At 62.4% G+C, this 26,360-nt stretch carries 24 protein-coding genes and 2 pseudogenes; 15 read left to right on the top strand and 11 right to left on the bottom strand.

The window, feature by feature from the left end:
* Positions 1–4 precede the first annotated feature (4 nt).
* Positions 5–1,141, top strand: a complete 1,137-nt coding sequence (locus ASD02_RS34000; protein WP_057221781.1) for an AAA family ATPase — start codon at positions 5–7, stop codon at positions 1,139–1,141.
* Between the two features lie 49 nt (positions 1,142–1,190).
* Here the strand turns inward: ASD02_RS34000 and fsa are convergent, their stop codons facing one another.
* Positions 1,191–1,844: a fructose-6-phosphate aldolase gene (gene fsa, locus ASD02_RS33995; protein ID WP_025425070.1), complete on the bottom strand. Its 654-nt coding sequence runs from the start codon at positions 1,842–1,844 to the stop codon at positions 1,191–1,193.
* 178 nt (positions 1,845–2,022) lie between these two features.
* On the opposite strand from fsa, the gene ASD02_RS33990 reads away from it, so the two are divergent.
* The 8 genes from ASD02_RS33990 (at position 2,023) to ASD02_RS33955 (ending at position 11,789) form a co-directional block, all read left to right on the top strand.
* Complete coding sequence (locus ASD02_RS33990) at positions 2,023–4,227, top strand: primosomal protein N' (protein WP_057221812.1); 2,205 nt, start codon at positions 2,023–2,025, stop codon at positions 4,225–4,227.
* Between the two features lie 148 nt (positions 4,228–4,375).
* Positions 4,376–4,762: a hypothetical protein gene (locus ASD02_RS33985; protein WP_057221780.1), complete on the top strand. Its 387-nt coding sequence runs from the start codon at positions 4,376–4,378 to the stop codon at positions 4,760–4,762.
* A 257-nt stretch (positions 4,763–5,019) separates the two neighbouring features.
* Positions 5,020–5,586: a F0F1 ATP synthase subunit delta gene (locus ASD02_RS33980; RefSeq protein ID WP_025425067.1), complete on the top strand. Its 567-nt coding sequence runs from the start codon at positions 5,020–5,022 to the stop codon at positions 5,584–5,586.
* Complete coding sequence (atpA, locus tag ASD02_RS33975; protein ID WP_025425066.1) at positions 5,586–7,115, top strand: F0F1 ATP synthase subunit alpha; 1,530 nt, start codon at positions 5,586–5,588, stop codon at positions 7,113–7,115. Before ASD02_RS33980 ends, atpA begins: the two co-directional genes overlap by 1 nt.
* Positions 7,116–7,142: 27 nt before the next feature.
* Positions 7,143–8,024 (top strand): F0F1 ATP synthase subunit gamma, encoded by an 882-nt coding sequence (locus tag ASD02_RS33970; RefSeq protein ID WP_025425065.1) that lies wholly within the window; start codon positions 7,143–7,145, stop codon positions 8,022–8,024.
* 24 nt (positions 8,025–8,048) lie between these two features.
* On the top strand, positions 8,049–9,563 hold the full coding sequence (gene atpD, locus ASD02_RS33965; RefSeq protein WP_025425064.1) for a F0F1 ATP synthase subunit beta: 1,515 nt from the start codon (positions 8,049–8,051) through the stop codon (positions 9,561–9,563).
* 126 nt (positions 9,564–9,689) lie between these two features.
* Positions 9,690–10,094 carry a F0F1 ATP synthase subunit epsilon gene (locus ASD02_RS33960; protein WP_025425063.1) on the top strand — a complete coding sequence of 135 codons (405 nt, stop codon included), beginning with the start codon at positions 9,690–9,692 and terminating at the stop codon, positions 10,092–10,094.
* Positions 10,095–10,361: 267 nt separating this feature from the next.
* Entirely contained in the window at positions 10,362–11,789 is a 1,428-nt protein-coding gene (locus ASD02_RS33955) for a mannose-1-phosphate guanylyltransferase/mannose-6-phosphate isomerase (RefSeq protein ID WP_025425062.1), read from the top strand.
* Positions 11,790–11,914: 125 nt separating this feature from the next.
* On the opposite strand, the gene ASD02_RS33950 is transcribed toward ASD02_RS33955, so the two are convergent.
* A complete protein-coding gene (locus ASD02_RS33950; RefSeq protein WP_025425061.1) occupies positions 11,915–13,018 on the bottom strand; it encodes a saccharopine dehydrogenase family protein in 1,104 nt (367 codons plus the stop codon).
* A gap of 126 nt (positions 13,019–13,144) precedes the next feature.
* On the opposite strand from ASD02_RS33950, the gene ASD02_RS33945 reads away from it, so the two are divergent.
* Positions 13,145–13,576 (top strand): Lrp/AsnC family transcriptional regulator, encoded by a 432-nt coding sequence (locus ASD02_RS33945; RefSeq protein WP_038575742.1) that lies wholly within the window; start codon positions 13,145–13,147, stop codon positions 13,574–13,576.
* 122 nt (positions 13,577–13,698) lie between these two features.
* On the opposite strand, the gene ASD02_RS33940 is transcribed toward ASD02_RS33945, so the two are convergent.
* Both ASD02_RS33940 and ASD02_RS40255 read right to left on the bottom strand, forming a co-directional pair.
* Positions 13,699–14,643, bottom strand: coding sequence for a DUF6030 family protein (locus ASD02_RS33940; protein WP_063978415.1), 945 nt, complete (start codon positions 14,641–14,643; stop codon positions 13,699–13,701).
* A gap of 148 nt (positions 14,644–14,791) precedes the next feature.
* Positions 14,792–15,007, bottom strand: coding sequence for a LysR family transcriptional regulator (locus ASD02_RS40255; RefSeq protein WP_025425058.1), 216 nt, complete (start codon positions 15,005–15,007; stop codon positions 14,792–14,794).
* A gap of 334 nt (positions 15,008–15,341) precedes the next feature.
* Between ASD02_RS40255 and ASD02_RS33930 the strand changes: the two genes are divergently transcribed.
* On the top strand, positions 15,342–16,247 hold the full coding sequence (locus ASD02_RS33930; RefSeq protein WP_025425057.1) for an aminoglycoside phosphotransferase family protein: 906 nt from the start codon (positions 15,342–15,344) through the stop codon (positions 16,245–16,247).
* 362 nt (positions 16,248–16,609) lie between these two features.
* Positions 16,610–17,355 (top strand): annotated as a pseudogene (locus ASD02_RS33925) (F0F1 ATP synthase subunit A).
* Between the two features lie 47 nt (positions 17,356–17,402).
* Here the strand turns inward: ASD02_RS33925 and ASD02_RS33920 are convergent.
* Genes ASD02_RS33920 through ASD02_RS33905 form a run of 4 tightly spaced genes read right to left on the bottom strand, consistent with a single transcriptional unit; the run spans position 17,403 to position 20,945 of the window.
* Positions 17,403–18,254 carry a metal ABC transporter permease gene (locus ASD02_RS33920; RefSeq protein ID WP_025425056.1) on the bottom strand — a complete coding sequence of 284 codons (852 nt, stop codon included), beginning with the start codon at positions 18,252–18,254 and terminating at the stop codon, positions 17,403–17,405.
* Positions 18,251–19,111, bottom strand: coding sequence for a metal ABC transporter permease (locus ASD02_RS33915; protein ID WP_025425055.1), 861 nt, complete (start codon positions 19,109–19,111; stop codon positions 18,251–18,253). Before ASD02_RS33915 ends, ASD02_RS33920 begins: the two co-directional genes overlap by 4 nt.
* Positions 19,108–20,043: a manganese/iron ABC transporter ATP-binding protein gene (locus ASD02_RS33910; protein ID WP_025425054.1), complete on the bottom strand. Its 936-nt coding sequence runs from the start codon at positions 20,041–20,043 to the stop codon at positions 19,108–19,110. The genes ASD02_RS33915 and ASD02_RS33910 overlap by 4 nt, the downstream gene beginning before the upstream one ends.
* Positions 20,040–20,945 (bottom strand): metal ABC transporter substrate-binding protein, encoded by a 906-nt coding sequence (locus tag ASD02_RS33905; RefSeq protein ID WP_057210835.1) that lies wholly within the window; start codon positions 20,943–20,945, stop codon positions 20,040–20,042. The genes ASD02_RS33910 and ASD02_RS33905 overlap by 4 nt, the downstream gene beginning before the upstream one ends.
* Before the next feature lie 121 nt (positions 20,946–21,066).
* Between ASD02_RS33905 and ASD02_RS33900 the strand changes: the two genes are divergently transcribed.
* The gene (locus ASD02_RS33900) at positions 21,067–21,495 is read left to right on the top strand and encodes a Fur family transcriptional regulator (RefSeq protein WP_025425052.1); all 429 of its coding nucleotides are present in this window, start codon (positions 21,067–21,069) and stop codon (positions 21,493–21,495) included.
* Between the two features lie 72 nt (positions 21,496–21,567).
* Here ASD02_RS33900 and ASD02_RS33895 read toward each other — a convergent pair whose 3' ends face one another.
* Together ASD02_RS33895 and ASD02_RS33890 are read right to left on the bottom strand one after the other, a co-directional pair.
* Entirely contained in the window at positions 21,568–22,479 is a 912-nt protein-coding gene (locus tag ASD02_RS33895; RefSeq protein WP_025425051.1) for an EamA family transporter, read from the bottom strand.
* 39 nt (positions 22,480–22,518) lie between these two features.
* A pseudogene (locus tag ASD02_RS33890) lies at positions 22,519–24,062 on the bottom strand (nucleobase:cation symporter-2 family protein).
* 291 nt (positions 24,063–24,353) lie between these two features.
* On the opposite strand from ASD02_RS33890, the gene ASD02_RS33885 reads away from it, so the two are divergent.
* Complete coding sequence (locus ASD02_RS33885; RefSeq protein WP_128090430.1) at positions 24,354–24,815, top strand: hypothetical protein; 462 nt, start codon at positions 24,354–24,356, stop codon at positions 24,813–24,815.
* Positions 24,816–24,830: 15 nt separating this feature from the next.
* On the opposite strand, the gene ASD02_RS33880 is transcribed toward ASD02_RS33885, so the two are convergent.
* Positions 24,831–25,742: a LysR family transcriptional regulator gene (locus tag ASD02_RS33880; RefSeq protein WP_025425049.1), complete on the bottom strand. Its 912-nt coding sequence runs from the start codon at positions 25,740–25,742 to the stop codon at positions 24,831–24,833.
* Between the two features lie 160 nt (positions 25,743–25,902).
* On the opposite strand from ASD02_RS33880, the gene ASD02_RS33875 reads away from it, so the two are divergent.
* Positions 25,903–26,262, top strand: coding sequence for an antibiotic biosynthesis monooxygenase (locus ASD02_RS33875; RefSeq protein ID WP_025425048.1), 360 nt, complete (start codon positions 25,903–25,905; stop codon positions 26,260–26,262).
* Positions 26,263–26,360 lie beyond the last annotated feature (98 nt).

The raw sequence follows: 26,360 nt of genomic DNA, 5'->3' as shown, positions 1-26,360 counted from the left end.
AACCATGCTGCTTCGTTCGATGTTCGCCGAAAATTACCGTTCCCTGAAGTCGATCCGCATGGATCTGACCGGTGTCAATTTGTTTATCGGCGAGAACGGGGTGGGCAAATCCAACCTCTACCGCGCGCTGCAACTGGTGCAGGCGGCTGTGCGCGGCAACCTTGCCCATGAGATCGCCAAGGAGGGCGGCATGTCGTCCGCACTCTGGAGCGGTCGGCGACGGGCCGACAAACCGGCGCGCATCCGGCTCGAGACGGAGTTGATGGACGAGGAGCGGGCCATCACCTTCCGCTACCGGATAGAAGCGGGACTGCGCCCGCCAAAGGCGGCCGCAGGCTTTGCCTATGAACCGCAGGTCAAGGAAGAAGAGCTGAGCGTCGAGACCGGACGACGTCCGGTGACGATGATGAAGCGCGCCGGTCCCGGCATCTTCGTGCGCGGCGACCGCGGGCGGATGGAGGACTATCCCGAGCAGGCGCTACAATCGGAGACGGCGATCGCGCTGTTGGGCGATGCCGGGCACTATCCTGAGATTGGCAGCTTCCGCCGGGCCGTCGATCAATGGCGCTTCTTTCACGGCTTCCGCACCGATCGCGATTCACCCCTGCGCCTGCCGTGCCTTGCAGTCACGGCACCGATGTTGGACGAAGACGGCACCAACATGGCGGCGGTCTTCGCGACGCTGCGCCATACCCGCGAAGACACCGTCGATCTCGACCGCGCCATCGCCGATGCATTTGGCGGCGCCTATCTGGAGGTGCCGCATCCCGGACAGTTCGCCGAATTCTCGCTCGTCTTTCCCGATTTCCCGCAACGGCCGTTTTCGACGCGCGAACTGTCCGACGGGCAAATGCGGTTCCTGGCGCTTGCGGCAGCGCTGCTTTCCTATCGCCGCCCGCCCTTCATCGCGCTCAACGAGCCGGAAACCAGCCTGCATCCGGATATGCTGCCCGCGCTCGCCGACATGATCGCCAGCGCCTCGCGCGACAGCCAGATCTGGATCGTTACCCATTCGGAGCGGCTGGCCGGTGCCATCCGCGAGCGCTGCGGCGTTCGCGCCCGCCGGGTGATCCGCAAGGACAGCGCCACCTGGATCGACGGTATGCGGCTCACTGGCCTGATGGACGACGATGACGCATAAAATAGGCCCCGCATCGCTGCGGAGCCTTCGAATCTTTATCGCGAAAAGATCAGGCGATCTTCTGGCCGGTCTTCGCCCAATCGGCGAGGAAGGTTTCGAGGCCCTTGTCGGTCAGCGGGTGCTTGACCAGCGCCTTCAGCGTTGCCGGCGGTGCGGTGACGACGTCGGCGCCGATGAGCGCGGCTTCCTTGACGTGGTTCACGGTGCGGATCGAGGCGGCGAGAATTTCGGTCTCGTAGCCGTAGTTGTCGAAGATGTGGCGGATTTCGCGGATCAGGTCCATGCCGTCGAACGCGATGTCGTCGAGGCGGCCGACGAAGGGCGAAACGAAGGTCGCGCCGGCCTTGGCGGCAAGCAGCGCCTGGTTGGCCGAGAAGCACAGCGTCACGTTGGTCTGATGACCGTCAGACGTCAGGGCTTTGCAGGCCTTGAGGCCGTCAAGCGTCAGCGGCAGCTTGATGCAGATGTTGTCGGCGATCTTCGAAAGAACGGCCGCTTCCTTCATCATCTCGGCGTATTCGGTCGCGGTCACTTCGGCCGAAACCGGGCCTTCGACGATGCCGCAGATTTCCTTGGTGACTTCGGTGATGTCACGGCCCGACTTGAGGATCAGCGAAGGGTTGGTGGTCACGCCATCAAGGAGGCCGAGATCGTTCAGCTCACGGATTTCCTTGACGTCGGCGGTATCAACGAAAAATTTCATGGGGTCACTCCCTTGGGGCACGATTGCCGTTCGGGCGCATATCTACCGGGAGGAATTCCTTTGGCAGAGAACGCGCGCGTTGAAACTCTGGTGGAACCGTGAGAAACCCTGCGCCGGCAAGGCTGCGGTTCGCAGCGCAGTTTTCTTTAACCGAAACACGTGGCAAGGTCACGGCAAAATGACTCGCGATTCAACCGATTTATTCGGGCCTGTTTCCGGCCGTCGTGTCGTGCCAGTTCTGGTGCCGATGCCGGCCTCGAAGGCCTATTCCTACGCGGTGCCTGATGGCATGGCGGTCGAGCCCGGCTCGATCGTCCAGGTGCCGCTCGGCCCCCGTCTGGTCGTGGGCGTCGTCTGGGATGGCGACGACGATGGCAGCGTCGATCCGAAGAAGCTGAAGGCGATCGAAAAGGTCTTCGACTGCCCGCCGTTGACGCCTGACATGCGCAGTTTTCTCGATTGGGTGGCGACCTATACGGTGACACCGCCGGGTCTGGTGGCGCGCATGGCGTTGCGTGCGCCAGCGGCCTTCGATCCGGAACCGATGGTGGAGGCCCTGCGGCTGACCGACATGCGCCCCGAGCGCATGACGACGGCCCGCGAGCGCGTCATCGCTGCTGCCGGCGATGGTTTTGCCTGGACGCGCTCAGGCCTTGCTCACGCGGCCGGCGCGTCGTCGAGCGTCATCGACGGCCTTGCCCAGCAGGGCGTCTTCGAGACGGTCTTCATGGCGCCGCCGCCTGTAGTGGCGGCTCCCGACCCGGAATTCGCCGCCCACCGGCTCGAAGGACCGCAGAAGGATGCGGCTGCCGACCTTTTGGCCGCTGTCGAGCAGGGCGGGTTTTCGGTGTCGCTGATCGACGGCATCACCGGCTCGGGCAAGACCGAGGTTTATTTCGAAGCGATCGCCGCGACGCTCAGGGCCGGCAAGCAGGTGCTGATCCTGCTGCCCGAAATCGCCCTGACTGCGAGCTTCCTCGAACGCTTCCAGGATCGCTTCGGCAGCAAGCCGGCCGAGTGGCACTCGGATCTCGCGCCGCGGACGCGCGAAAAAGTCTGGCGGCAGGTGACGACCGGCACGGTGCGCGTGGTCGCGGGTGCCCGCTCGGCGCTGTTCCTGCCGTTCGAGGAACTGGGCCTCATCATCGTCGATGAAGAACACGACCCCGCCTACAAGCAGGAGGATCGGGTGTTCTACAATGCCCGGGACATGGCCGTCGTGCGCGGGCGCATCACCGGCTTTCCCGTGGTGCTGGTTTCGGCAACGCCATCGGTCGAAAGCCGGGTCAATGGCGAGGTTGGTCGCTATAAACCGATCCATCTGCCGACCCGCTTCGGCGATGCGGCGCTGCCGCGGCTCGGCGTCGTCGACATGCGCCAGCATCCGCCGGCGCGCGGCGGGTTCCTGTCGCCGGTTCTCATCAACCAGATCGGCAAGGCCGTCGAGCGTGGCGAGCAGGCGCTGCTGTTTCTCAATCGGCGCGGTTATGCGCCGCTGACCCTTTGCCGCGTCTGCGGCCATCGCTTCCAGTGCCCGGACTGTTCGAGCTGGCTCGTGGAGCATCGCTTCCGTGGCCAGATCCAGTGCCACCATTGCGGCTATGCGGAAAAGACGCCTGAGGCCTGCCCGGAATGCGGCACCTTCGATCACCTCGTTGCCTGCGGTCCGGGTGTGGAGCGCATCGCCGAAGAGGTCGAGCGCCATTTTCCAGAGGCGCGCACGATCGTGCTCTCCTCCGATCTGATGGGCGTGAAGCGCCTACGGCTGGAGCTGGAGGCGATTGCGCGTGGCGAAGCGGATATCGTCATCGGCACGCAGCTTGTCGCTAAGGGCCACAATTTTCCGCTGATGACGCTGGTCGGCATCATCGATGCCGATCTCGGGCTTGCCAATGGCGATCCGCGAGCGGCGGAGCGCACGTTCCAGCTCTTGTCGCAGGTGACCGGGCGCGCCGGCCGAACCGGTTTGAAGAGCCTCGGCTTGCTGCAGACCTACCAGCCGCAGCACCCGGTGATGCAGGCGATCGTCTCGGGCGATGCGGATGCCTTTTACGACCGCGAGATCGCCGAGCGCGAAAAGGCGCTGCTGCCGCCGTTCGGCCGGCTGGCGTCGCTGATCGTATCGGCCGATACGCGACAGGATGCCGAGACCCATGCCCGCGGACTTCGAAGTGCAGCGCCGCGCACCGATGGCATTTCGATCCTCGGTCCGGCCGAGGCGCCGCTGGCGCTGATCCGTGGCCGCCATCGATTTCGGCTGCTGGTGCACGGGCGCCGCAACAGCGACATGCAGGCCTTCGTCAAGGCGATGATTGCCGCCGGCCCGAAGGAGCGCGGCTCGATCAGCGTCCAGCTCGACATCGATCCCCAGAGCTTCCTGTGATCGAAAGTTTCCTGTGATCGTGGCTGCGATCGGATCGTGGGCGATTCACAACCGCTGCGACATGCGCTAGAGGTCAAGAAACGCATCGTCCCAAGGCATGGCCTGAAGGCGAGGCGATCGAGATCGGCGCTCATCTGCGGGAACGGGCATGGAGTTCTACATTCCGACGGAAACCGGCGAATTCCTCGCCTTCTGTGCGGCAGCGGTCGCGGCGCTGATCGGTGTCGTCATGCTGTTTGCGCCGCGGCTTACCTTTCGCGCCGCCGGCATCGGCATTGCCGAAGGCCGCCGTGGCGGTCTCGCCGAAGCGCGCTCGACCATGGGGGGCATGCATGCCGGCCTTGGCCTTGCCGCCATCCTCCTGGCGCAGCCGATGGTCTATCTCGCCGTCGGCGCCGCTTTTGCGCTCGCCGCCTTCGGCCGCATTCTCTCCATGATGAGCGACAACGGCGGCACGCTCTACAACTGGGTGGCGCTCCTAGTGCAGGGCGCACTTGCCATTCTTCCGCTCGCTTATGTCTTCGGAATGATCTGACCGCCGCCCTCGCGTTTTCGCGATTCACATCCTCAGAAACCAATTTACGGCAAAATTCGGCCAATCCGGGTCGACTTATGCCGCATTCCTGCCGTTCGCGTGTTGCGAGTCCAAACATCCTATGCTAGACGAACCGCGAATTGCGGGGGAAGTGGGTCGCCAGGCCTCGATATCCTGCAAATTATTGCAGCAAATTCAAAACGTTAAGTTGACGGCTCGCCGCGACCACCGTTCTTGGATGAAATTGAGAGAAGCTTGTGCCCGTGGCAGACACATCCCAGCTTATTTCCGGTGTTGCAGAAAGGTATGCGTCCTCGCTTTTTGACCTCGCTCTCGAAGCGGGTTCCGTCGAGGCGGTCGGTGCGGATCTTACCCGCGTCCAGGCCCTGATCGACGGCAGCGATGACCTGAAGCGGCTGATCGTAAGCCCCGTCTTTTCTGCCGACGACCAGTTCAAGGCCATTTCGGCGATCTCCGCCAAGGCCGGTATTTCTGGTCTCGTCGGTAACTTCCTCAAGGTTGTTGCACGCAATCGCCGCCTCTTCACGCTGCCGGGCATGATCAAGGCGTTTCGCCTGATCGCCGCGCGCCACCGGGGTGAAATCTCCGCCGACGTAATGTCGGCCCATGCGCTCACTGCAGCGCAGGAAACTGAATTGAAGGCGACGCTCAAGAGCGTCACCGGCAAAGACGTGACTGTTAACGTCACCGTCGACCCGTCTATTCTTGGAGGTCTGATCGTCAAGGTCGGGTCCCGCCAGATTGACACCTCCCTTCGCACCAAACTCTCTACCCTTAAGCTTGCACTGAAAGAGGTCGGCTGATGGATATCCGCGCCGCGGAAATTTCCGCAATTCTTAAAGATCAGATCAAAAATTTCGGCCAGGAAGCAGAAGTCTCCGAAGTCGGCCAGGTGCTTTCCGTCGGTGACGGTATCGCCCGCGTCTACGGCCTCGACAATGTTCAGGCAGGCGAGATGGTCGAATTCCCGGGTGGAATTCGCGGCATGGCGCTGAACCTCGAAGCCGACAACGTCGGCGTCGTTATTTTCGGTTCGGACCGTGACATCAAGGAAGGCGACACCGTTAAGCGGACCGGCGCCATCGTGGACGTTCCGGTTGGTCCGGAACTGCTCGGCCGCGTCGTCGACGCGCTCGGCAACCCGATCGACGGCAAGGGCCCGATCAACGCCAAGCAGCGCTCGCGCGTTGACGTCAAGGCTCCTGGTATCATTCCGCGCAAGTCGGTGCATGAGCCGATGTCGACCGGCCTCAAGGCCATCGACGCCCTCATCCCGGTTGGCCGTGGCCAGCGCGAGCTCGTCATCGGCGACCGCCAGACCGGCAAGACCGCGATCATCCTCGACACGATCCTCAACCAGAAGGCCATTCACGACAATGGTCCGGAAGGCGACAAGCTGTATTGCGTCTACGTCGCAATCGGCCAGAAGCGTTCGACGGTTGCCCAGTTCGTGAAGGTTCTGGAAGAGCGTGGCGCTCTTCAGTACTCGATCATCGTTGCTGCGACCGCATCCGACCCGGCTCCGATGCAGTACCTCGCACCGTTCGCCGGTTGCGCGATGGGCGAATACTTCCGCGACAACGGCAAGCATGCCCTGATCGGCTACGACGACCTGTCGAAGCAGGCCGTTTCCTACCGTCAGATGTCGCTCCTGCTGCGCCGCCCGCCGGGCCGCGAAGCTTACCCGGGCGACGTTTTCTACCTACACTCCCGCCTGCTCGAGCGCGCTGCAAAGCTCTCGGACGACAATGGTGGCGGTTCGCTGACGGCTCTGCCGGTCATCGAAACGCAGGGCAACGACGTTTCCGCGTTCATTCCGACCAACGTGATCTCGATCACCGACGGCCAGATCTTCCTTGAAACCGACCTGTTCTACCAGGGCATCCGTCCGGCCGTTAACGTCGGTCTGTCGGTTTCGCGCGTCGGTTCCGCCGCGCAGATCAAGGCGATGAAGCAGGTTGCCGGCTCGATCAAGGGCGAACTCGCTCAGTACCGCGAAATGGCGGCCTTTGCGCAGTTCGGCTCCGACCTCGATGCTGCTACGCAGCGTCTGTTGAACCGCGGTGCACGCCTGACCGAACTCCTGAAGCAGCCGCAGTTCTCGCCGCTGAAGACGGAAGAGCAGGTTGCTGTCATCTTCGCAGGCGTCAACGGTTACCTCGACAAGCTGCCGGTCAATCAGGTCGGCAAGTTCGAGCAGGGCCTGCTTTCGTACATGCGTTCGGAAGGCAAGGACATCCTGGAAACCATCCGCAAGGACAAGGCGATCTCCGACGACGTCAAGGGCAAGCTGAAGGCTGCAATCGACAGCTTCGCCAAGTCTTTCGCCTGAGCGGATTTCATTTAGGACGGATAACGGATGCCTTCACTTAAGGATCTGAAGAACCGGATCGCCTCCGTCAAGGCGACGCAGAAGATCACCAAGGCGATGAAAATGGTCGCCGCGGCGAAGCTTCGGCGTGCGCAGGAGGCGGCCGAGGCCGCCCGGCCTTACTCGCAGCGCATGGCTGCCGTTCTCGCCAACATCGCCCAGGCGGTTGGCGCGGACGACGATGCGCCGCAGCTGATGACCGGCACCGGCAAGGACGATACGCATCTTCTGGTCGTCTGCACGGCGGAACGCGGTCTTTGCGGCGGCTTCAACTCGCAGATCGCCCGCCACGCTCGCGACCACCTTCGCAAGCTGCTTGCCGCCGGCAAGACGGTGAAGATCATCTGCGTCGGCAAGAAGGGCTTCGATATTCTGCGTCGCGAATACGCGTCGCTGATCATCGATCGTATCGACCTGCGTGAGGTCAAGAAGATCGGCTTCCAGAATGCCGACCAGATCGGCCACAAGGTCATCGCGCTCTTTGAAAAGGGCGAGTTCGATGTCTGCACGCTGTTCTATTCTGAGTTCAAGTCCGTTATCGCCCAGATTCCGACGGCACAGCAACTGATCCCCGCTTCGGCCGGCCCGGTCGCAGTGGAAGCATCGGATGCTTCGGCCGTCTACGAATATGAGCCGGACGCGGGCGCGATCCTGAGCGACCTCATTCCGCGCAACATTTCGGTGCAGATCTTCCGGGCCCTGCTCGAGAACGTCGCCGGCGAAATGGGCGCAAAGATGAGCGCGATGGACAATGCGACGCGCAATGCTGGTGACATGATCAATAAGCTGACGCTGAACTACAACCGTCAGCGCCAGGCTCAGATCACCAAGGAACTCATTGAAATCATCTCGGGCGCGGAAGCGCTCTAAGGTTACGAGAAGAGGGTAAGGATTATGGCTAAGGCAGCTACCCCGAAAGAAACCGCAGCGGCGAAGAAGCCGGCTGCACCGAGGAAGGCAGCTTCCGCCAAGACCGCAGTTGCGGCAGCCGGCGCTGTCGGTCGCGTAACGCAGGTCATCGGCGCCGTCGTCGACGTTGTGTTCGACGAAGGCCAGCTTCCGCAGATCCTGAACGCACTGGAAACCGAGAACCACGGTAACCGCCTCGTTCTCGAAGTCGCGCAGCACCTCGGCGAAAACGCCGTCCGCACGATCGCCATGGACTCGACCGAAGGTCTCGTCCGCGGTCAGCCGGTCACCGACACCGGGGCACCGATCACGGTTCCGGTTGGCGATGAAACGCTCGGCCGCATCATGAACGTCATCGGCGAGCCGGTCGACGAAGCTGGTCCGCTGATCACGTCGGGCAAGCGCGCCATCCACCAGGACGCGCCGTCCTACGTCGAGCAGTCGACGGAAGCGCAGATCCTCGTCACCGGCATCAAGGTCGTCGACCTTCTCGCTCCTTACGCAAAGGGCGGCAAGATCGGCCTCTTCGGTGGCGCAGGCGTCGGCAAGACCGTTCTCATCATGGAACTGATCAACAACGTCGCCAAGGCGCACGGTGGTTACTCGGTATTTGCTGGCGTGGGTGAACGTACCCGCGAAGGCAACGACCTCTACCACGAAATGATCGAGTCCGGCGTTAACAAGCTCGGCGGCGGCGAAGGCTCGAAGGCAGCCCTCGTTTACGGCCAGATGAACGAACCGCCGGGCGCCCGCGCTCGCGTCGCTCTGACCGGTCTGACGATCGCTGAAGACTTCCGCGACAAGGGCCAGGACGTTCTGTTCTTCGTCGACAACATCTTCCGCTTCACCCAGGCAGGCTCCGAAGTTTCGGCTCTGCTCGGCCGTATTCCATCGGCCGTGGGTTACCAGCCGACGCTGGCGACCGACATGGGTCAGATGCAGGAACGCATCACCACGACGACCAAGGGTTCGATCACCTCGGTTCAGGCCATTTACGTTCCGGCCGACGACTTGACCGACCCGGCGCCGGCAACCTCGTTCGCCCACCTGGACGCAACGACGGTTCTGTCGCGCTCGATCGCTGAAAAGGGCATCTACCCGGCCGTTGACCCGCTCGACTCCACGTCGCGCATGCTGGACCCGATGATCGTCGGCGAAGAGCACTACGAGATTTCGCGTAAGGTCCAGACGACCCTGCAGCGTTACAAGTCTCTCCAGGACATCATCGCCATCCTGGGCATGGACGAACTGTCGGAAGAGGACAAGCTGGCCGTCGCCCGCGCTCGTAAGATCGAACGCTTCCTGTCGCAGCCGTTCTTCGTGGCCGAAGTCTTCACCGGTTCTCCGGGCAAGCTCGTCGCTCTCGAAGACACGATCAAGGGCTTCAAGGGCCTCGTCAACGGCGACTACGACCATCTTCCGGAAGCCGCGTTCTACATGGTCGGCTCGATCGAAGAAGCGGTCGAAAAGGCCAAGAAGCTGGCTGCAGAAGCCGCTTGATAGCATCGTGAGCCTCGGCGCAGCGATGCGCCGAGGCTTTCATCCTGCGTTCCGCCATATTGCGGAGCAGGGAAGACATGCACAGCCTGCCACCTCAGGTGGCGCGCCCACGAGAAGTGAATGGTCATGGCCGACAGTTTCAATTTTGAGCTTGTTTCCCCCGAGCGCCTGCTCCTCTCCGAGAAGGTGACGGAAGTCGTCATTCCGGCGACCGAGGGCGAGATGACCGTGATGGCCAATCATGCCCCGACAATGACGACGGTGAAGCCCGGCGTCGTTACCGTGAAAACGGCTGACGGCAAGACCGAGCGGTTCGCCGTCTTCGGCGGCTTTGCCGATATCCTGCCGACCGGCTGCACTCTGCTTGCCGAATCCGCCGTGCACGTCGACGAACTCGACCGCACCGCGCTTGAAAAGCGCATCGAGGCGGTCCGTGCCGAGCTGGACGGTGCCGGCGACGAGAAGAAGACGCGCGCCGAGCAGTTCATCGCCGAACTGACGAAGCTCGGGGAAATCGTGATCCCGGCCTGAAAGGGACATCCCGACGGGATAAACCAATGAAAAAGCCCCGCCTTCGAGCGGGGTTTTTTGTTGCCCGCGATGGCCGCGACAGAGCCGCCTCATCGTTGTGCCGATGCGAATTGGTACGGCGTAAGACGATGGGCAAGCTGGCGTCCTATCCGAAGTGAGGGGCATGCCTCACCTTTGGTGCGGTTTGTTTGCACGGCCGGCTTCAGGCATTCTTTAGCATCGGTCCTGTATGGATGGACTCTCGTTCGATGCGCGCAGAGGCTTGGCATGACGTCTAAGATCGTTCCCGTGATCATGGCGGGTGGAAAAGGTACGCGCCTGTGGCCGCTGTCGCGCTCGGGCGCGCCGAAACAGTTTCTGCAGATCCTGTCCGATCGATCGCTGTTCCAGCAGACGCTGGAACGGGTGAGCGATAGCAGGCTGTATGAGCCGGCGATCATCGTCACCAACAGCGATTTCCGCTTCATCGTCGCCGAACAGGCGCGCGCCGTCGATGCGCCGCTCAGCGATATTCTGCTCGAGCCGGTGGCACGCAACACGGCGCCGGCACTGGCGGCGGCCGCCTTCGTCGTGCTCGCCAAGTTCGGGGAGGCGGCGATCATGCAGGTGCTCGCCTCCGATCACGAGATCGATGCCGGAGCGGTCTACATCGATTGCATGCTGCGGGCGCAGCTGGCAGCCGAGGCCGGTGAACTGGTGACGTTCGGCATCACTCCGACGGAGCCCGCGACCGGCTACGGCTATATCGAACTTGGGGAAGCGTTGCCGGCCGGCGCCAACAGGGTTGCCCGTTTCGTCGAGAAGCCGGATCGCGCCAAGGCAGAGGCGATGCTGGCGACCGAGCGCTATCTCTGGAACTCCGGCATGTTCATGCTGCCGGTTAAGGTGTTCCTCGACGAGATGCAGCTCTATGCGCCTGACGTCTATGCCTCGACAAAGGCGGCCGTCGAGGGCGCCAGCAAGGATCTCGATTTCAGCCGGCTGGAAGCGAAGGCCTTCTCCAAGGCGCCGGATATTTCCGTCGACTACGCGGTCTTCGAAAAGACCGTTCGCGCTGCCGTCGTTCCATCCTCATTCGCCTGGTCGGATCTGGGCAGCTGGGATGCCGTGTGGAAGATCGGTCGCAAGGACGGTGACGGCAATGTCGTTACCGACAAGGCGACGGTAGCGAACACGCGCAACTCATTAGTGCTCTCCCGCGACATCCACCTTGCTGTGCAGGGGCTTGACGATATCGCCGTGATCGCCAGCGAAGACGCCGTCTATGTCGGGCGCCTGGAAGACAGCCAGAGCGTTGGAAACATCGTCAAGGTGCTCGCACGGTCGCAGGCAACCTTAGGGCTTACACAGGAGCACCCGACGTCCTACAGGCCCTGGGGCGCGGTCTCTTCGGTCTCCAGCGGCGAGCGCTACGAGGTCAAGCGACTGAAGGTCAGCCCCGGCAAGAAGATCTCGCTGCAGAAGCATCATCATCGGGCCGAGCACTGGATTGTCGTGCGTGGCACGGCGGAGATCACCATGGCCGGCGAAACCCGTCTGCTGCATGAAAACGAGTCCGTCTATATCCCGCAGGGGACCGTCCACCGACTGCACAATCCAGGCAAGATCCCGCTGGAGCTGATCGAGGTTCAGACCGGGTCCTATCTCGGCGAGGACGACATCATCCGCATCGAGGATGAGTTCGGCCGGACATAATACGGCCATCCAACACGTTTCGGGTCGAAACCGCGGTAATCGAAGCGGCGACGTTCAGTTCGACACATAAAAAATGCCCGGGCAGGACCCGGGCATTATAGTCAGCGCAGACGAGCCGAGTGGCCTCAGCCGGCGACGCGTTCTGTCTCGCCCTTCTGGGCGTAGTAGTGACCGAAGCGGTTTGCGAGGAAGGTATCGAGAGCGATGTCTTCCTGGCGAACGAAGCCCTTGGATGCGATCTTGCCGTTGGCGAGCAGATCGAGCACGGCGCAGATGCTGCCGGCGGTGGTGATCTGGATGCCGCTCTGCATGCGGCCGGCGACGACGCCGCTATAGACCTTGTTGGCGTAGGTTTCCTGGATCAGGCGACCTTCGCGGAAGCCCGAAACCGTCACGAAGATCACGACGACGTCCTGGGTGGTGGTCGGCAGCGCGTTTTCGAAGATGTCCTTGAGGACTTCGCGGCGATGACGCAGACCAAGGTCGTTCAGCAGCGCCTTCATGATGGCGGCATGGCCGGGATAGCGGATCGTCTTGTAGTTCAGGGTGCGGACCTTGCCCTTCAGCGATTCGCAGAGCGTGCCGAGGCCGCCCGAGGTGTTGAAGGCTTCGTAGGTCACGCCGTCGAGCGAGAATTCTTCGCGCTCTTCCATGGCGGGAACTTCGATCAGGCTGCCTTCGACGATCGCTTCGCAGGGCTCGATATACTCGTTGATGACGCCGTCGGTGCTCCAGGTCAGGTTGTAGTTGAGCGCATTCGACGGGTACTGCGGCAGCGCGCCGACGCGCATGCGCACGCTTTCGAGCGTCTCGAAGCGGCTGGCAAGGTCATTGGCGACGATGGAGATGAAGCCCGGTGCGAGGCCGCACTGCGGAATGAAGGCGGTGCTGGCCTTGGCGGCGATCGCCTTGACCTGGCGGGTGGATTCGACGTCTTCGGTCAGGTCGAGGTAGTGGATGCCGGCTTCGGCAGCGGCTTCCGCAATGGCAACCGTCAGGTGGAACGGGGCGGCGCTGAGAACGGCGAACTTGCCGGAGAGAAGGGCAACGAGCGCCTTCTTGTCGCCGATATCGACGGCTGCCGTCGTGATGGCGGCATGCTTCTCGATCTGGCCCAGCTGCTCGGCGCTACGGTCGGCAACGCAGACGCTGTAATCGCCGGTGTGCGCGAGCATGCGAGCAATGGTGGAGCCGATCTTGCCTGCTCCGATGACGACGATGTCCTTCATGACTTTCCCCCAGGGTATGAAATGCGTTTCAGACCCTATTGTCCGACCGAGAGTTGTTGATTTGAAGCTGTAATATGACTAAATCGCCTATAGATATTCGGCAGAATGCCTATATGGACCGACGAAATGCAGATTACCGACAAGGATCGCGAGCTCCTCGCCGTGCTCAGCGAAAACGCCCGCATGCCGACAGCAACGATTGCCCGCAGGCTCGGCCTGTCGCGGACGACCGTGCAGGCCCGGATCGAGCGGCTGGAGCGCGAGGGCGTGATCGCCGGTTATGGCGTCCGCTTGTCGGAGAGCTATGAGAAGGGTCTGGTCAAGGCGCATGTGCTGATCACCATCGCGCCAAGGGCACTCAGCCGCGTCACCCCGGAACTTGCTGCCATCCGCGAGATCCGCACCCTTCATTCCGTCAGCGGTAGCTTCGACCTTATCGCCGTCGTTGCGGCAGCATCGATCAGCGAACTCGACCTGCTGATCGATCGTATCGGTGAAATCGACGGTGTCGACCGCACGCTGTCGTCGATCATCCTTTCGACCCGGATCGATCGCTGACCTCAAGCATGTCGCGCAAAAGTGCGTAGCGGCTTTGCGATAACGACATGCGCGAAACACGAGCTTAAAGCGCAGCGTCCAATAAGACGCGCGCCGCTGTAGAGACCGCGACGCGCTTCAAGTCAGGGTCTTGCGTCAGTGTTTACCTTCGCAGTGCCGGCACCCTCTGGTGATGCCGGGTCTGCTACGGCGTCGCCGCCTTCGGGTATCTTCGCCGGGCCATTCCACGCCGTCGGGCCGAGAACGAAGCTACGCGCATCGGCGTTGCCATAGGCGAGCCATTTTTCACGGTCGAAATAGAGTTCGGCAATGCTCTTCGGGCGGGCGCGGGCCGGTTGGTTGGCGAGGAAATTGTAGCGTGCCGTGGTCTCGTCCGTTTCGCGCTTGAACTGCACGCGGCTGCCGAAGCGCTTTACGTCAAATTCCTTCAACGCCTGGATCTGCAGCGCAATGCTGCCGCCATCGGCCCAGCGGACATGGTCGAGGAAGACCGACGCGGCGCGCGCGGCGCTTGTTGTCACCACCTGCGCGTCCTCCGGGCGCTCGATGTTGAGCTTGACGCGAAACGAGGTGATCTCTTCTTCGCCGTTGCCCTTGATGAAAATGAAGATCGACGAGATCTTGTCGACCCCAGGGCGCGGAAAGGATACGAGTGAGGAGCATTCCCACTGGCCACGCTCGCCGGCGCTCGATTTCCATTCGAGTTCGCGGAATCCGGCCTCGCGCAGCTCATCGCAGAGAGCGCGGGGATCGCTGCGGAGCACCCGCAGGAACTGCTGTTCCGGCGTCTGCAGATCCTGAAACGTCCAGACCGGCAGGGCGATGCGCGGCGGCTGTCGCTTGACGTGGACCTCCGGGGCCTGCGCCACCGGCTTCTCCGGATCGAGAAACGTCGTCGGAAGATCGAGTGCCTTCAGCAACTGTCTCAGGTTCCTCTGTCCGTTGGCGAGCAGAGCGGTCGCCAGGATCACTGTTGCGATCAATGCAAAGGCAACGAGAAAGAAGGCGATGCCGGTGCGGCTCGGCTGTTTTGGCGGTGTCGTCGCCTTTCCGCGTCCGCCGCTCATGTCGATCTTCCGAGTGCGGCGTGCAGGCGCAGCGCCTCGTCCCTCGATGGCCGGTTGCGGGGCAGGCCGAGAGAGGCCAGCCTTTCCGCGTCGAGGGCGCGCGAAGCGAGATAGTCTGATGATGTGACCGACGAGAGCTCCTCTGCCATCAGCGGCGACAGGTGCCAGCGGGGATGATCGCCCGTACGTGCTGAAACAGCCGCTCGCCCAGCAGCGTCAATTCCAGGTCCTTGCCGCGGCAGCTGACGGCGGCATGAGTGATGTTGATCTCGCGACCGGCGCCGGAAAAATTCATATGCCGGCTGGCCGCGTCGAAAACGCGAAAAGCCTCCAGCGATATGCGGTCGAGCAGCCGGTGTTCCATGATCTCAGGTTATCAAAAAGGCCGAAAATTCGGTGGAGTTGAAAATATCAGATTGTGATGCGGGGTAAAGCGATCATCCCACGGCGACCGGAAGACGGCCTGTCCTTTTCCACTTCCATCATTCCCGGAATCCGCCTGGCAGACAATATCCATGCGACCATCGGGACGGTGACGCGTCCGGCCCGGTGTGGTGCTCGACGAAGGCAGGTTGAAGGCGACGCGTTTCGGCTGGATCGGGTTGTCCGTTCGCCATCCCCGAGCGGAAAAGTTGCGAACAGGCGACGATCGGCTAAAACAGGCGTCCGAGTTTCTGGCGTGAGGCATTTGTCCCGTTATGTCCGATCAATCGACGATCACTCCCACCATCGACGCGCTGCTCGTCCGGCGCCTGATCGCTGCACAGTTTCCGCAGTGGGCCGCACTCGACATCAGGCCGGTGCTGCCCGGCGGGTGGGACAACAGGACCTTCCATCTCGGGCGAGACATGACCGTGCGTCTGCCGAGTGCTGAGTCCTATGCGCTGCAGGTGGAAAAGGAGCAGTTCTGGCTGCCGAAGCTGGCGCCGCACCTGCCGCTGCCTATCCCGGTGCCCTTGGCAAGGGGCGTGCCAGGCGAGGGCTATCCATGGCCGTGGTCGGTCTATCGCTGGCGGCCGGGTGAGACGGCGACGGATGATCGGATCGGCGACCTCAAGGTCTTTGCGCAGGATCTGGCGCGCTTTCTTGTCGCCTTGCGGCAGGTCGATGCGCGCGGCGGGCCGTTGCCTGGCCCGCACAATTTCCTTCGCGGCGGGCCACCTGCCCATTATGACGAGGAAACCCGCCGCGCGCTCGTCGCGCTCGAGGGACGCATCGACACGGAAGCGGCGCGCGATGTCTGGGAGGCCGCATTGGCGGCAAGCTGGCAGAGCGCGCCGGTCTGGTTCCACGGCGATATCAGTTGGGGCAATCTGCTGGTCGAAGACGGTCGCCTGAGCGCAGTCATCGATTTCGGCACCTCGGGTATCGGTGATCCCGCCTGCGACCTTGCCATTGCCTGGACGCTGTTCCACGGGCAAAGCCGGGAGGCGTTTCGCGCCGGCGTGGCGCTCGACGCCGGCACCTGGGCGCGCGGTCGCGGCTGGACCCTGTGGAAGGCGCTGATCGTCTATGCTGGTCTTCCCGGTACCAACTCCGCCGAAGCGGAAAAGAGCTTGGCGGTGATCGAGCAGGTGCTTGCCGACCATCGGCAATTTGGCTGAGCCTCGGCGGGCAGATTGATGCCGGCCCCGATGCCGCAGGCCTATCGGCAGGTATCGTCTCGGCTTGACCTCATCAAAAATTGTCTCTAGGTCAGGCGCACGCGGGACGACCCGCGTCGATGCTTCGCCTGGGGACGGCCCCACTATCTCGACCGCTTGAGATAATGGAGTCGATCGCATCATGCAGCATCCTGGCCTGCGGCACGCCCGCGTGAGCTTTTCCTTCCTGACAGAGCTGAACGTTTGCTTCGGGCGCCATCGCGCCCCGTCTCGCGATCGGCTTTCACCCGCTTCCCACACACATTGATGCGCCCGCGGCCGCCGCGCCGTGGTTGCTCCGTTGCCAACGCACGAGGTTCATGATGGCCGGACCCATCGAACAATTCGAGATCAAGTCGCTCTTCCACATCGCCGAGGTCGGCGGACACGACATCAGCTTTACCAATTCGGCCGTCTACATGGCCGTGACCGTGGCGATCGCCAGCCTTTTCCTGATCCTTTCGACGCGCAGGCGCGGCCTGGTGCCGAACCTTGCCCAGTCGGCGGCCGAGATCCTCTACGAGTTCGTATCGAAGACGTTGCGCGAGAATGCCGGAGAGCACGGCATGCGTTTCTTCCCGCTGGTGTTCTCGCTGTTCATGTTCATCCTGGTCGCCAACCTAATCGGCATGTTTCCCTATGCCTTCACCGTGACGAGCCACATTGCGGTGACCTTTGCGCTGGCGCTGCTCGTGTTCCTGACCGTGACGCTCTACGGCTTGATTAAACACGGTTTCGGCTTTCTCAGGCTGTTCATGCCGTCGGGCGTGCCTTTGGTGCTGGCGCCGATCATCATCCCGATCGAGGTCGTTTCCTGTCGCGCCCGGTCAGCCATTCGGTTCGTCTTTTCGCCGTCATGCTCGCCGGTCACATCACGCTCAAGGTGTTCGCCGGCTTCGTCGTCAGCCTCAGTGGCTTCGGCGCGCTCGGTACGCTCGGCGCGGTCATGCCGCTGATGATGACCGTGGCGCTGACGGGTCTGGAACTGCTGATGTCGGTCATCCAGGCCTATATCTTCACCATGCTGAGCTGCATGTATCTCAACGACGCGCTGCATCCGAGCCATTGAGGTTGCAGTGGAGAGGCTCCCGTCCCGGGGGGAGGGGAGCCCCGCCCTCATTCGACCGTCGTTCGCTGGGCCTCGATGCGGGCCGTCCGCCAGGACGACCAGAGGAAAGCTGCGAGGAAGATCACGGTCATCAACAACACGATGGTCGGTGCCGGGGCGCTGTCGATGAAGAACGAGAGATAGACGCCTGAGAACGAGGCGACGGTTGCCACCAGCACCGCAACGATGAGCATGCTGCCCATGGTGCGGGTGATCAGAAACGCGATGGCGCCGGGCGCGATCAGCATGGCGATGGCAAGGATCAGGCCGACGGCCTTCAGCGCGCCGACGATCGTGAGCGACAGGATCGCCAAGAGCCCGTAATGCAGCCAGTTGACGCGCAGGCCGACGGCCTTGGCCTGTGCGGGGTCGAAGGCGTGCAGCAGAAAGTCGCGCCATTTTACCGCCAGGATCCCGGTTGCCACCAGGGCGATCAGACCGGTTTCGATGATGTCGGGCCAGCCGATGCCGAGCATGTCGCCGAAGAGGATATGGTCGAGATGCACGTCGCTCTGGATCTTGGTGTAGAGCACCAGGCCGAAGCCGAACATGCCGGAGAACACCACGCCCATGACAGTGTCCTGCTTGATGCGGCTGTTTTCCTTGAGGTAGCCGGTCAAAAGCGCGCAGGACATGCCGGCGGCAAAGGCGCCGACGGCGAGCGGCAGGCCGACGATGTAGGAGATGACGACGCCGGGAAAGACCGCATGCGAGATGGCGTCGCCCATCAGCGACCAGCCCTTGAGCACGAGGAAGCAGGAGAGCAGGGCCGTCGGGATCGCCACCAGGACCGAGATCAGCAGCGCATTGCGCATGAACTCGAATTCGAAGACGGCAAGCAAAAGGTCGAGCGAGATCATTGCGTGACCTCCAGGGCTTCGGCGCTGCGCCTGCGGGCAGCCAGCAATCCGTGCTTGGGCGCGAAGACGAAGGCAAAGAGGAAGATCAGCGTCTGCAGCACAATGATGATGCCGCCGGTAGCGCCATCGAGGAAGTAGCTGAAATAGGCGCCGAAGAAGCTGGTGAGCGCGCCGATCGCGACGCTGATGACGATCAGCCGCGGAAAGCGGTCGGTGAGCAGATAGGCGGTGGCGCCCGGTGTCACCACCATGGCGATGACGAGAAAGGCGCCGACCGTCTGCAGCGCGGCGACCGTACAGGCGGACAGCAGCGTGAAGAACAGCACCTTCAGGAAGGTCGTCGGGATACCGATCGAGCGTGCGTGGCTCTCATCGAAGAAGGTGACCATCAGATCCTTCCACTTGGCCGTCAGGATGATCAGCGAGATGACGCCGATCAGCGCAAGCTGCAACGTGTCGGCAGGCGTGATGGCGAGGATGTTGCCGAGAACGATCGTCTGGATGTTTACTGAGGTTGGCGACAGCGACACCATGAACAGGCCGAGGCCGAAGAACGAGGTGAAGATCAGCCCGATGATGGTGTCTTCCTTCAACCGGGTGCGCTGGTTGAGAAACAGCATCGCGCCGGCCGCAAGCCCGCCGGAGAAGAAGGCGCCGAGCGAGAAGGGCAGGCCGAGCATATAGGCGCCGGCAACGCCCGGAACGATCGAGTGCGAGAGCGCGTCGCCGATCAGCGACCAGCCTTTCAGCATCAGATAGGACGACAGGAAGGCGCAGACGGCGCCAACCAGCGCGCTGACCCACATGGCGTTGACCATGTAGTTGTAGGTGAAGGGCTCGAAGAGCGTGGCGATCATTTGCCTGCTGCCTCCGGGTCGCTCTCAGGCTTGGCCGGTTGCGACACCATCTGCCCCTTGGCGCCATACATCACCAGCGGACGCTCGTCGTCGGTGATGACGGACAGTTGCCGCGGATCCGCGTCGTCATGCAGGCTGTCGCCACCGAGCACGAAATGCCTGAGGACGCCGCCGAAGGCGAGTTCGAGGTTTTCGCGGGTGAAGGTGGTTTCCGTCGGGCCATAGGCCAGCACCGTGTTCTTCAGGAGAACGGTCCGGTCGCAGAATTCCGGCACGCTGCCGAGGTTGTGGGTCGAGACCAGCATGACGCGGCCCTCGTCGCGCAGGCCGATCAACAGGCGGATGATGGCATCTTCGGTCTTGACGTCGACCCCGGTGAAGGGCTCGTCGAGCAGGATCACGCGGCCGTCCTGGGCAAGGGCGCGCGCCAGGAACACGCGCTTCTTCTGGCCGCCGGAGAGCTCACCGATCTGGCGCTTGCGGAAGTCGCTCATGCCGACACGGGCAAGCGCGGCCCCCACCGCCTCATGGTCGGCCTTCTTCGGGATGCGCAGCATGTTCATATGGCCGTAGCGGCCCATCATCACCACGTCCTCGACCAGAACCGGAAAATTCCAGTCGACCTCTTCGGCTTGCGGAACATAGGCGACAAGGTTCTTCTTCAGCGCCTCCTGGACCGAAAGGCCGAGAATGGAGATTTCTCCGCGCGCCAGCCGGGCAAAGCCCATGATCGCCTTGAAGAGGGTCGACTTGCCGCTGCCGTTGACGCCGACCAGTGCTGTGATCGTGCCGGTCGGGATCTCGAAGGAGGCATCGAGAAGCGCGCGGTGGCCGTTGCGATAGGTCACGGTCGCGCCGGAGACGCGGATGCCACCGCCTGCATCCCCGGAGGCGGCTTCCGGGCCGGAGCGAGGTTTTACCTGAAGGTTCATTGCGAAAGGCCTTTCGCGATGGTTTCGGACGTGACGCGCAAGAGGTCGATATAGGTCGGTACCGGACCGTCCGCTTCGCTCAGGGAATCAACATAGAGCACGCCGCCGTATTTTGCGCCGGTTTCCCGCGCCACCTGCTGTGCCGGGTCGGGCGAAATCGTGCTTTCGGAGAAGACGACCGGTATATTGTTGGCGCGCACCGCGTCGATGACTTTGCGAACCTGCTGCGGCGTGCCCTGCTGATCGGCATTGATCGGCCAGAGATAGAGTTCCTTCATGCCGAAGTCGCGGGTGAGGTAGCTGAAGGCGCCCTCGCTCGACACCAGCCAGCGCTTGTCTTCCGGGATCTTGCCGATCTCGGCGCGGATAGGGGCGATCGCCGCCTCGATCTTCTGCTTGTAGGCTTCGGCATTGGCCTTGTAGGTCTCGGCGTTGCCGGGATCGTATTTGACGAAAGCGTCGCGGATGTTGTCGACATAGATCAGCGCCGCCGAAGGCGACATCCAGGCATGTGGGTTCGGCTTGCCGCTATAGGGGCCTTCCGCGATGCCCATTGGCTCGATCCCTTGAGAAACCACGACGCCGGGCACCTCGTCGAAGTTCTGGAAGAACTTTTCGAACCAGAGTTCGAGATTGAGGCCGTTCCAGAGGATCAGCTTTGCATCGTGCGCCTTCAGGATGTCGCGCGGCGTCGGCTGATAGTTGTGGATCTCGGCGCCGGGCTTGGTGATCGATTCGACGATTGCCGCGTCGCCGGCGACGTTCTTGGCCATGTCGGCGATCACCGTGAAGGTGGTGACGGCCTTGAACTTTTCCTGCGCGCAAGCGGCACCCGGAACGAGCGCGAAACCTGCCAATGCCGTGGCGGCAACCAGGATCGCGCGTCTCGTGTGATCGATCATTCCATACTCCCCGATGTTGTCGTTCACAGGACTAGGCGAATGATTTGCATAAGTCAATGCACATGAGAAGCATTCGCAACTAGCTATTTTCAAACTTATCGGCCTTGGCTAGTGTACGACCATGAAACAGAACAAAAATCGCATCGAAGAGCTGGAAGGCGTCCTGAGAGATGGTGGTGTGCGCGTGACGCGGCAGCGTGCGGCAATCCTGAAGATTCTCGCGACCGCCGAAGACCACCCGGATGCGAGCGAATTGCACCGCCGCGCCAAGGAAATCGATGCCACCGTTTCGCTGTCGACGGTCTACAGGACACTGTCGGCGCTGGAGCACCAGGGCGTCGTCCATCGCCACGCCTTTGAAAGTGCCACCGCCCGTTTCGAGACGGCCGACGCTCCGCACCATGACCACCTGATCGACATCGACACCGGCGCTGTGATCGAGTTTCGCTCCGACAAGATCGAGCAGCTGCAGGCGGAGATCGCCGCCGAACTCGGTTACGACCTGGTTCGTCACCGGCTCGAGCTCTATTGCCGCAAGCGCAAGGACTGATCGACATAGCGCCGTGACTGACGAAAGGCGCAGCGGGGCAATCGCTGCGCCTTTTCCGTTTTGGCCTTGAGACTAGCCGCGATCGGCAAGGGCCGGCCCGGCCCGGCGCGCCGGGATGGTCATGGCTGCGACGCCGATGACGACGCAGGCAAGGCCGATCCAGATCGTGTCCGACAATCTTTCTCCGAGAAAGAGAACGCCGATGGTGACCCCGACGGGAACGCGCAGGTAGGCTTGCGCGGTAGCGCCGACCGAACCGAGCGTCTGGATCAGCCGGAAATAGATGGCGAAGGCCAGCGCCGTCGAGAACACCGCCAAGCAGACGAGCGCGATCACCGACTGAGCGGAAGGGGCAAGCGTCCATGGCTGGTCGATGACAAGGCTTGCGGGGATGAGAAGCACGGCACCTGCAAGGAGCGAGCCTGCGGCCGGAACCATCGGGTCGAGGCCCCTGAAGCTCTTTCCGAAGATGGCGGCGCCGGCGTAGCAGACGGTTGCGAAGACCACGGCAAGCTGGGCCAGCAGCTGGTCACCCAGGCCGCCGAAGGCTTCAACGCCGATGATCAGGCTGATGCCGGCCATGCCGGCCACGACGCCGATCAGCTTTCTTGTCGATGCCGGCTCGTGGCGGGTGATCAGCGCCGTCAGCAGGAAGGCGAAGATGGGGGTGGCGGCGTTGAGGATCGAGGCGACGCCGGCGTCGATCGTCTGCTCTGCCCAGGCGATCAGGGTAAACGGGAAGACGCTGTTGAGGCAGGCCTGGAACAGGAAGCGCTTCCATGTGGCTGCGTCGCGCGGCAGCTTGATGCCGCGAAAGCGGAGGACGGCGAGCAGGATGGTGCCGGCGATCAGCGTGCGGGCGGCAATCAGCGTCACCGGGGGAATGGTTTCGACGCCGATCTTGATGAAGGTATAGGATGCGCCCCAAAGCGTTGCGAGAAGAGCGAGCAGCAGAAGCTCGAGGGTGAGGTTGGTCTTGGCCATCGTCGTCGAATCCTTCGGGGCGTTTTCGTTGTCCTCTTTCTACCGTGCCGACACCTGTCGATGCTTCGTTGGCGATCGAAGTGTCGGGGCTTTTTGGAACGGCCTGATGACAAAGCCCCGGCCTCCTCGCGGGGGCCGGGCAGAGCGTTCGACGCTCAATCCGTTGAAGAAGGCGTTGAGCACCACTGCCGAGATCGAGGCGAGCACGATGCCCGATTCGATGATCGGGTGGATCGCATGCGGCATCCACATCAGGAAGTTCGGCGCGATCAGCGGGATCAGGCCGAAACCGACCGAGACGGCAACGACGAACAGGTTGTTGCGCGATGACTTGAAGTCGACGGTCGACAGGATGCGCACGCCGGTGGCTGCCACCATGCCGAACATCACCAGGCCGGCGCCGCCGAGCACGAAGGTTGGAACCGCCTCGACCAGCGCGCCCATCTTCGGGATCAGGCCGAGCACGATCATGATCACGCCGCCCATGACGCAGACATAACGGCTCTTCACGCCGGTGACGCCGACGAGACCGACATTCTGCGAGAAGCTGGTGTAGGGGAAGGTATTGAACAGGCCGCCGATCATCGTGCCGATGCCGTCGACGCGAAGGCCGGCCGTCAGCTGCTGCTGCGAGACTTCCTTGTTGGTTATTTCGCCCAGCGCCAGGAACATGCCTGTCGATTCGATCATGACGACGATCATCACCAGCGACATGGTGGCGATCAGCACCGGATCGAAAATCGGCATGCCGAAACGCAACGGCGTGACGACCGCGAACCAGCCGGCATCCGCAACCCGGTCGAAATGCATCATGCCAAGGCTCGCTGCAAAGACGCAGCCGATGACGATGCCGGTCAGAACCGCAATGTTGCTGATCAGCCCGCGGCCGTAGCGCGCGACCACGAGGATGGAGATGAGCACGAAGGCGGCAAGTACCACATGGCTCAGTTCGGCATAAGCAGGGTTCGGCACCGTTGCGCCAAGCACGACGCCGTCGGGAACGGCCGGGCCGCCTGTCGTGGCGAGCTTCTTCAGCTCGGCCAGCCATTCGGCGTGGGTCGGATCGACCAGCTTCGGTGCCGTCGGTCCGAAGGGATTGCCGAAGATCCAGTTGACGCCGACGCGCATCAAGGTCACGCCGATCACCAGAATGATGGTGCCGGTGACGATCGGCGGGAAGAAACGCAACAGCCGCCCCATGATCGGGGCGAGCAGCAGCGCGACCAACCCGGCGCCGATAATGGCGCCGAAGATCAGTCGGGCGCCCTCCTGTCCGGGCGTCATCGTTGCCATCGACACCATCGGGCCGACGGAAGCGAAGGTCACGCCCATCATCACGGGAAGACGGATGCCGACGCTCCGGGTAATGCCGAGAGACTGGATGATGGTGACGAGGCCACAGACGAAAAGATCGGCGGAAATCAGGAAAGCGACGTCCTGAGGGCTGAGCTGCAGGGCCCGGCCAACAATCAGCGGAACCGCGACGGCGCCACCGTACATGACAAGGACATGCTGAATCCCGAGGGTCGCGAGCTTGCCGATTGGCTCTCGTCCACCGGGTGTATGCTGGATGCGTCGCTCATGGTTACTCCTCCCATCACGTCGACCAGTCCGCTTCCCCCGTCCTCCAACAGGGGGCCCCATCCTCCAACAGGGTAAAGGGTATCTTTGGTGCCGAGACAGAGTGCCGCAAGTGCAACCGTGGAGTAAACACTTTCGGGAATCCGGGGGGAGTGGGCAAAGGGAATGCTGCACCGAAGGCACCGCGGAAAAAGACGCCAACGGATGCAACGTTGCCGCAATGCAGCGCAGGCAGTGTGCACTGGCGTCGAGGCGAAGGCTCGCCTCCGCCGGTGTCCATGGGATTGCAGCATATGAGATTTTCGTCGCCTGCTGGCACGTTTCGCCGTTTGGTCGGCGCATTGATTGCCGTCGCCATTGTTCTGTGGCCGTTTGCCGCCAACGCCGAAACCGAAGATTTTCCGGGGCAGTGGCGACAGATGGTGTCGAACGCCGGCACCTGCGGAACCTGCTGGCTGGCGATCAAGCAGCACGGGCCTATCCTGAAGGTGTCTTCCAACAACGGCTGGTTTGCCTTTGCCCATGCGGACCTGAAGACGGGCTCCACGACTGCGGCCGGCATCGGCCGATGGAGCGAGAACGTCAGCGGCCACTATGGTGGCAAGCCGTTCGATGTCCGCTTCGTCATCGTCGACAAGCAGCTCTACCTCGACATGATCGTGCTGATGGACGATGGCACGAAACAGGCAATCAGAGCGATTTTCGACAAGGATCGGCCGGGCAAAACCGCGCGCCGCGTGATGGCGAAATCGTAGTGCGGCCGCTATCGGTCAAGCCGAGCCCGATGACGCACCACTGGTCGGGAAGAGATTGGCAGCCATGAAGTCGACGAAGACGCGCAGTTTCGGCGCGAGATGCCGGCTGGACGGCCACAGGATCCGGTAGGTGCCGTAGCGGCGCAGCTGGTTATCGAGAACCGATACGAGTGTTCCCTCGCGCATCTGCCGTCTGATCGTGAAGTTGGGAAGGCAGGCGATACCGAGCCCTTCCTCGGCCATATGGATCAGCGGCTCCAGGGCATTGGAGACGGCCGTTACCGGCACATCGACGTTGGCTTCGGCGCCGTCCTGCACCAGCGGCCAGGGCTCGAGCTTGCCCGTCGAGGGAAAGCGATGGTGCAGGCAGTGGTGTTGTTCGAGATCCGCAGGCGCCTCCGGCTTCCCATGTCTTTCGAAGTAGTCGGGTGATGCGACGAGATAGGGGTGAAACGTGCCAAGCTGACGCGTCATCAGCCTGGAGTCGCCGATTTCCCCGCTGCGCACGACCGCGTCGAACCCCTCCTCGATAACGTCGACCATGCGGTCGGAGAAATCGAGATCGATCTCGACCTCCGGATAGGCGCGCATGAAGGCCGTCAGCGTCGGCATCAGCAGCATGCCGGCCATGGGCAGGCTGACGCGCAGCTTGCCGCGCGGAGCCTCCTGGCTCTGAACCAGTTCGGCCTCGGCCGCTTCGATTTCGCAAAAAATCCGCCGGCAGCGTTCGAGAAACAGCGTGCCTTCCGGGGTCAACGTGACGCTGCGGGTGCTGCGATGAAAGAGGCGAACGCTCAACCGCTCCTCCAGCCGGGCAATCGCCTTGCCGACGGCGGAGGGTGAAACGCCGAGCTGGGTTGCGGCCTCCGTAAAGCTGCGGAAGTCCGCCGCCTGCACGAAAGCATTGAGTGCACCAAGGCTGTCCATCCGCCGTCCTCATCCGTTTCGGGAATTGTGGATATTTTTGTCCGATATCTTCGGAGCTGTAGCGTATTTTTCTCTGATTGGAAGCTCGTCATAGTCCGCCCGTCCGACAAACGCGCGTTCGTGACGTGCGAAAACATCGTCGGCGACAGAAGGAGAAAACATGCAGCAGGCACTTGTGGCGGGTTTCCATAGGGATCCGGAACCGACCGTCTTCATCGTCAATGTCATCCACGCCCACCCGGGCAAGCAGGAGGAAGCGTTCCGGCTGATCCAGGACGTCGTGAACTATGTGGCCGAGCGCAAGGAGGGCTTTCTCTGGAGCAACCTCTCCAAGAGCACCGACGGCCAGACGGTGGTCAATATCGAAGCGATAGCCGGCGAAGGAAACGTCGAGGAGTTCTTCACCGACGCGGTCTTCCTGGAAAAGTTCAGGGCGCTGAATTCGGTCTCAACCTGCGAGTTTCACACCTATCGCGTCGATGACATCGTGCTGCCCAAGCGCGCCGTAACCGCAGCTTAGGCACAAACGAGATCGCCGCCCGCTTCGGCCGGCGGCGAACACCTGGCACGCGCTTCCATTCCGCTATTGCCGTCAAGAGAGACGTCACTGGCGATCAT

Source organism: Ensifer sp. Root1252 (assembly GCF_001425885.1).
Classification (GTDB): domain Bacteria; phylum Pseudomonadota; class Alphaproteobacteria; order Rhizobiales; family Rhizobiaceae; genus Ensifer; species Ensifer canadensis.
This window is presented reverse-complemented; position numbering and strand designations above follow the sequence as displayed.

Excerpts from the sequence above, each read along its gene's own strand:
- ASD02_RS33955 (WP_025425062.1), top strand. The coding sequence starts at position 10,362 with ATGACGTCTAAGATCGTTCCCGTGATCATGGCGGGTGGAAAAGGTACG.
- ASD02_RS33920 (WP_025425056.1), bottom strand. The coding sequence starts at position 18,254 with ATGATCTCGCTCGACCTTTTGCTTGCCGTCTTCGAATTCGAGTTCATG.
- ASD02_RS33875 (WP_025425048.1), top strand. The coding sequence starts at position 25,903 with ATGCAGCAGGCACTTGTGGCGGGTTTCCATAGGGATCCGGAACCGACC.
- fsa (WP_025425070.1), bottom strand. The coding sequence starts at position 1,844 with ATGAAATTTTTCGTTGATACCGCCGACGTCAAGGAAATCCGTGAGCTG.
- ASD02_RS33880 (WP_025425049.1), bottom strand. The coding sequence starts at position 25,742 with ATGGACAGCCTTGGTGCACTCAATGCTTTCGTGCAGGCGGCGGACTTC.
- ASD02_RS33895 (WP_025425051.1), bottom strand. The coding sequence starts at position 22,479 with ATGGCCAAGACCAACCTCACCCTCGAGCTTCTGCTGCTCGCTCTTCTC.
- ASD02_RS33950 (WP_025425061.1), bottom strand. The coding sequence starts at position 13,018 with ATGAAGGACATCGTCGTCATCGGAGCAGGCAAGATCGGCTCCACCATT.
- ASD02_RS33900 (WP_025425052.1), top strand. The coding sequence starts at position 21,067 with ATGAAACAGAACAAAAATCGCATCGAAGAGCTGGAAGGCGTCCTGAGA.
- ASD02_RS33915 (WP_025425055.1), bottom strand. The coding sequence starts at position 19,111 with ATGATCGCCACGCTCTTCGAGCCCTTCACCTACAACTACATGGTCAAC.
- atpD (WP_025425064.1), top strand. The coding sequence starts at position 8,049 with ATGGCTAAGGCAGCTACCCCGAAAGAAACCGCAGCGGCGAAGAAGCCG.
- ASD02_RS33885 (WP_128090430.1), top strand. The coding sequence starts at position 24,354 with ATGAGATTTTCGTCGCCTGCTGGCACGTTTCGCCGTTTGGTCGGCGCA.
- atpA (WP_025425066.1), top strand. The coding sequence starts at position 5,586 with ATGGATATCCGCGCCGCGGAAATTTCCGCAATTCTTAAAGATCAGATC.
- ASD02_RS33930 (WP_025425057.1), top strand. The coding sequence starts at position 15,342 with ATGTCCGATCAATCGACGATCACTCCCACCATCGACGCGCTGCTCGTC.
- ASD02_RS33940 (WP_063978415.1), bottom strand. The coding sequence starts at position 14,643 with ATGAGCGGCGGACGCGGAAAGGCGACGACACCGCCAAAACAGCCGAGC.
- ASD02_RS33960 (WP_025425063.1), top strand. The coding sequence starts at position 9,690 with ATGGCCGACAGTTTCAATTTTGAGCTTGTTTCCCCCGAGCGCCTGCTC.
- ASD02_RS40255 (WP_025425058.1), bottom strand. The coding sequence starts at position 15,007 with ATGGAACACCGGCTGCTCGACCGCATATCGCTGGAGGCTTTTCGCGTT.
- ASD02_RS34000 (WP_057221781.1), top strand. The coding sequence starts at position 5 with ATGCTGCTTCGTTCGATGTTCGCCGAAAATTACCGTTCCCTGAAGTCG.
- ASD02_RS33945 (WP_038575742.1), top strand. The coding sequence starts at position 13,145 with ATGCAGATTACCGACAAGGATCGCGAGCTCCTCGCCGTGCTCAGCGAA.
- ASD02_RS33985 (WP_057221780.1), top strand. The coding sequence starts at position 4,376 with ATGGAGTTCTACATTCCGACGGAAACCGGCGAATTCCTCGCCTTCTGT.
- ASD02_RS33990 (WP_057221812.1), top strand. The coding sequence starts at position 2,023 with ATGACTCGCGATTCAACCGATTTATTCGGGCCTGTTTCCGGCCGTCGT.
- ASD02_RS33905 (WP_057210835.1), bottom strand. The coding sequence starts at position 20,945 with ATGATCGATCACACGAGACGCGCGATCCTGGTTGCCGCCACGGCATTG.
- ASD02_RS33910 (WP_025425054.1), bottom strand. The coding sequence starts at position 20,043 with ATGAACCTTCAGGTAAAACCTCGCTCCGGCCCGGAAGCCGCCTCCGGG.
- ASD02_RS33970 (WP_025425065.1), top strand. The coding sequence starts at position 7,143 with ATGCCTTCACTTAAGGATCTGAAGAACCGGATCGCCTCCGTCAAGGCG.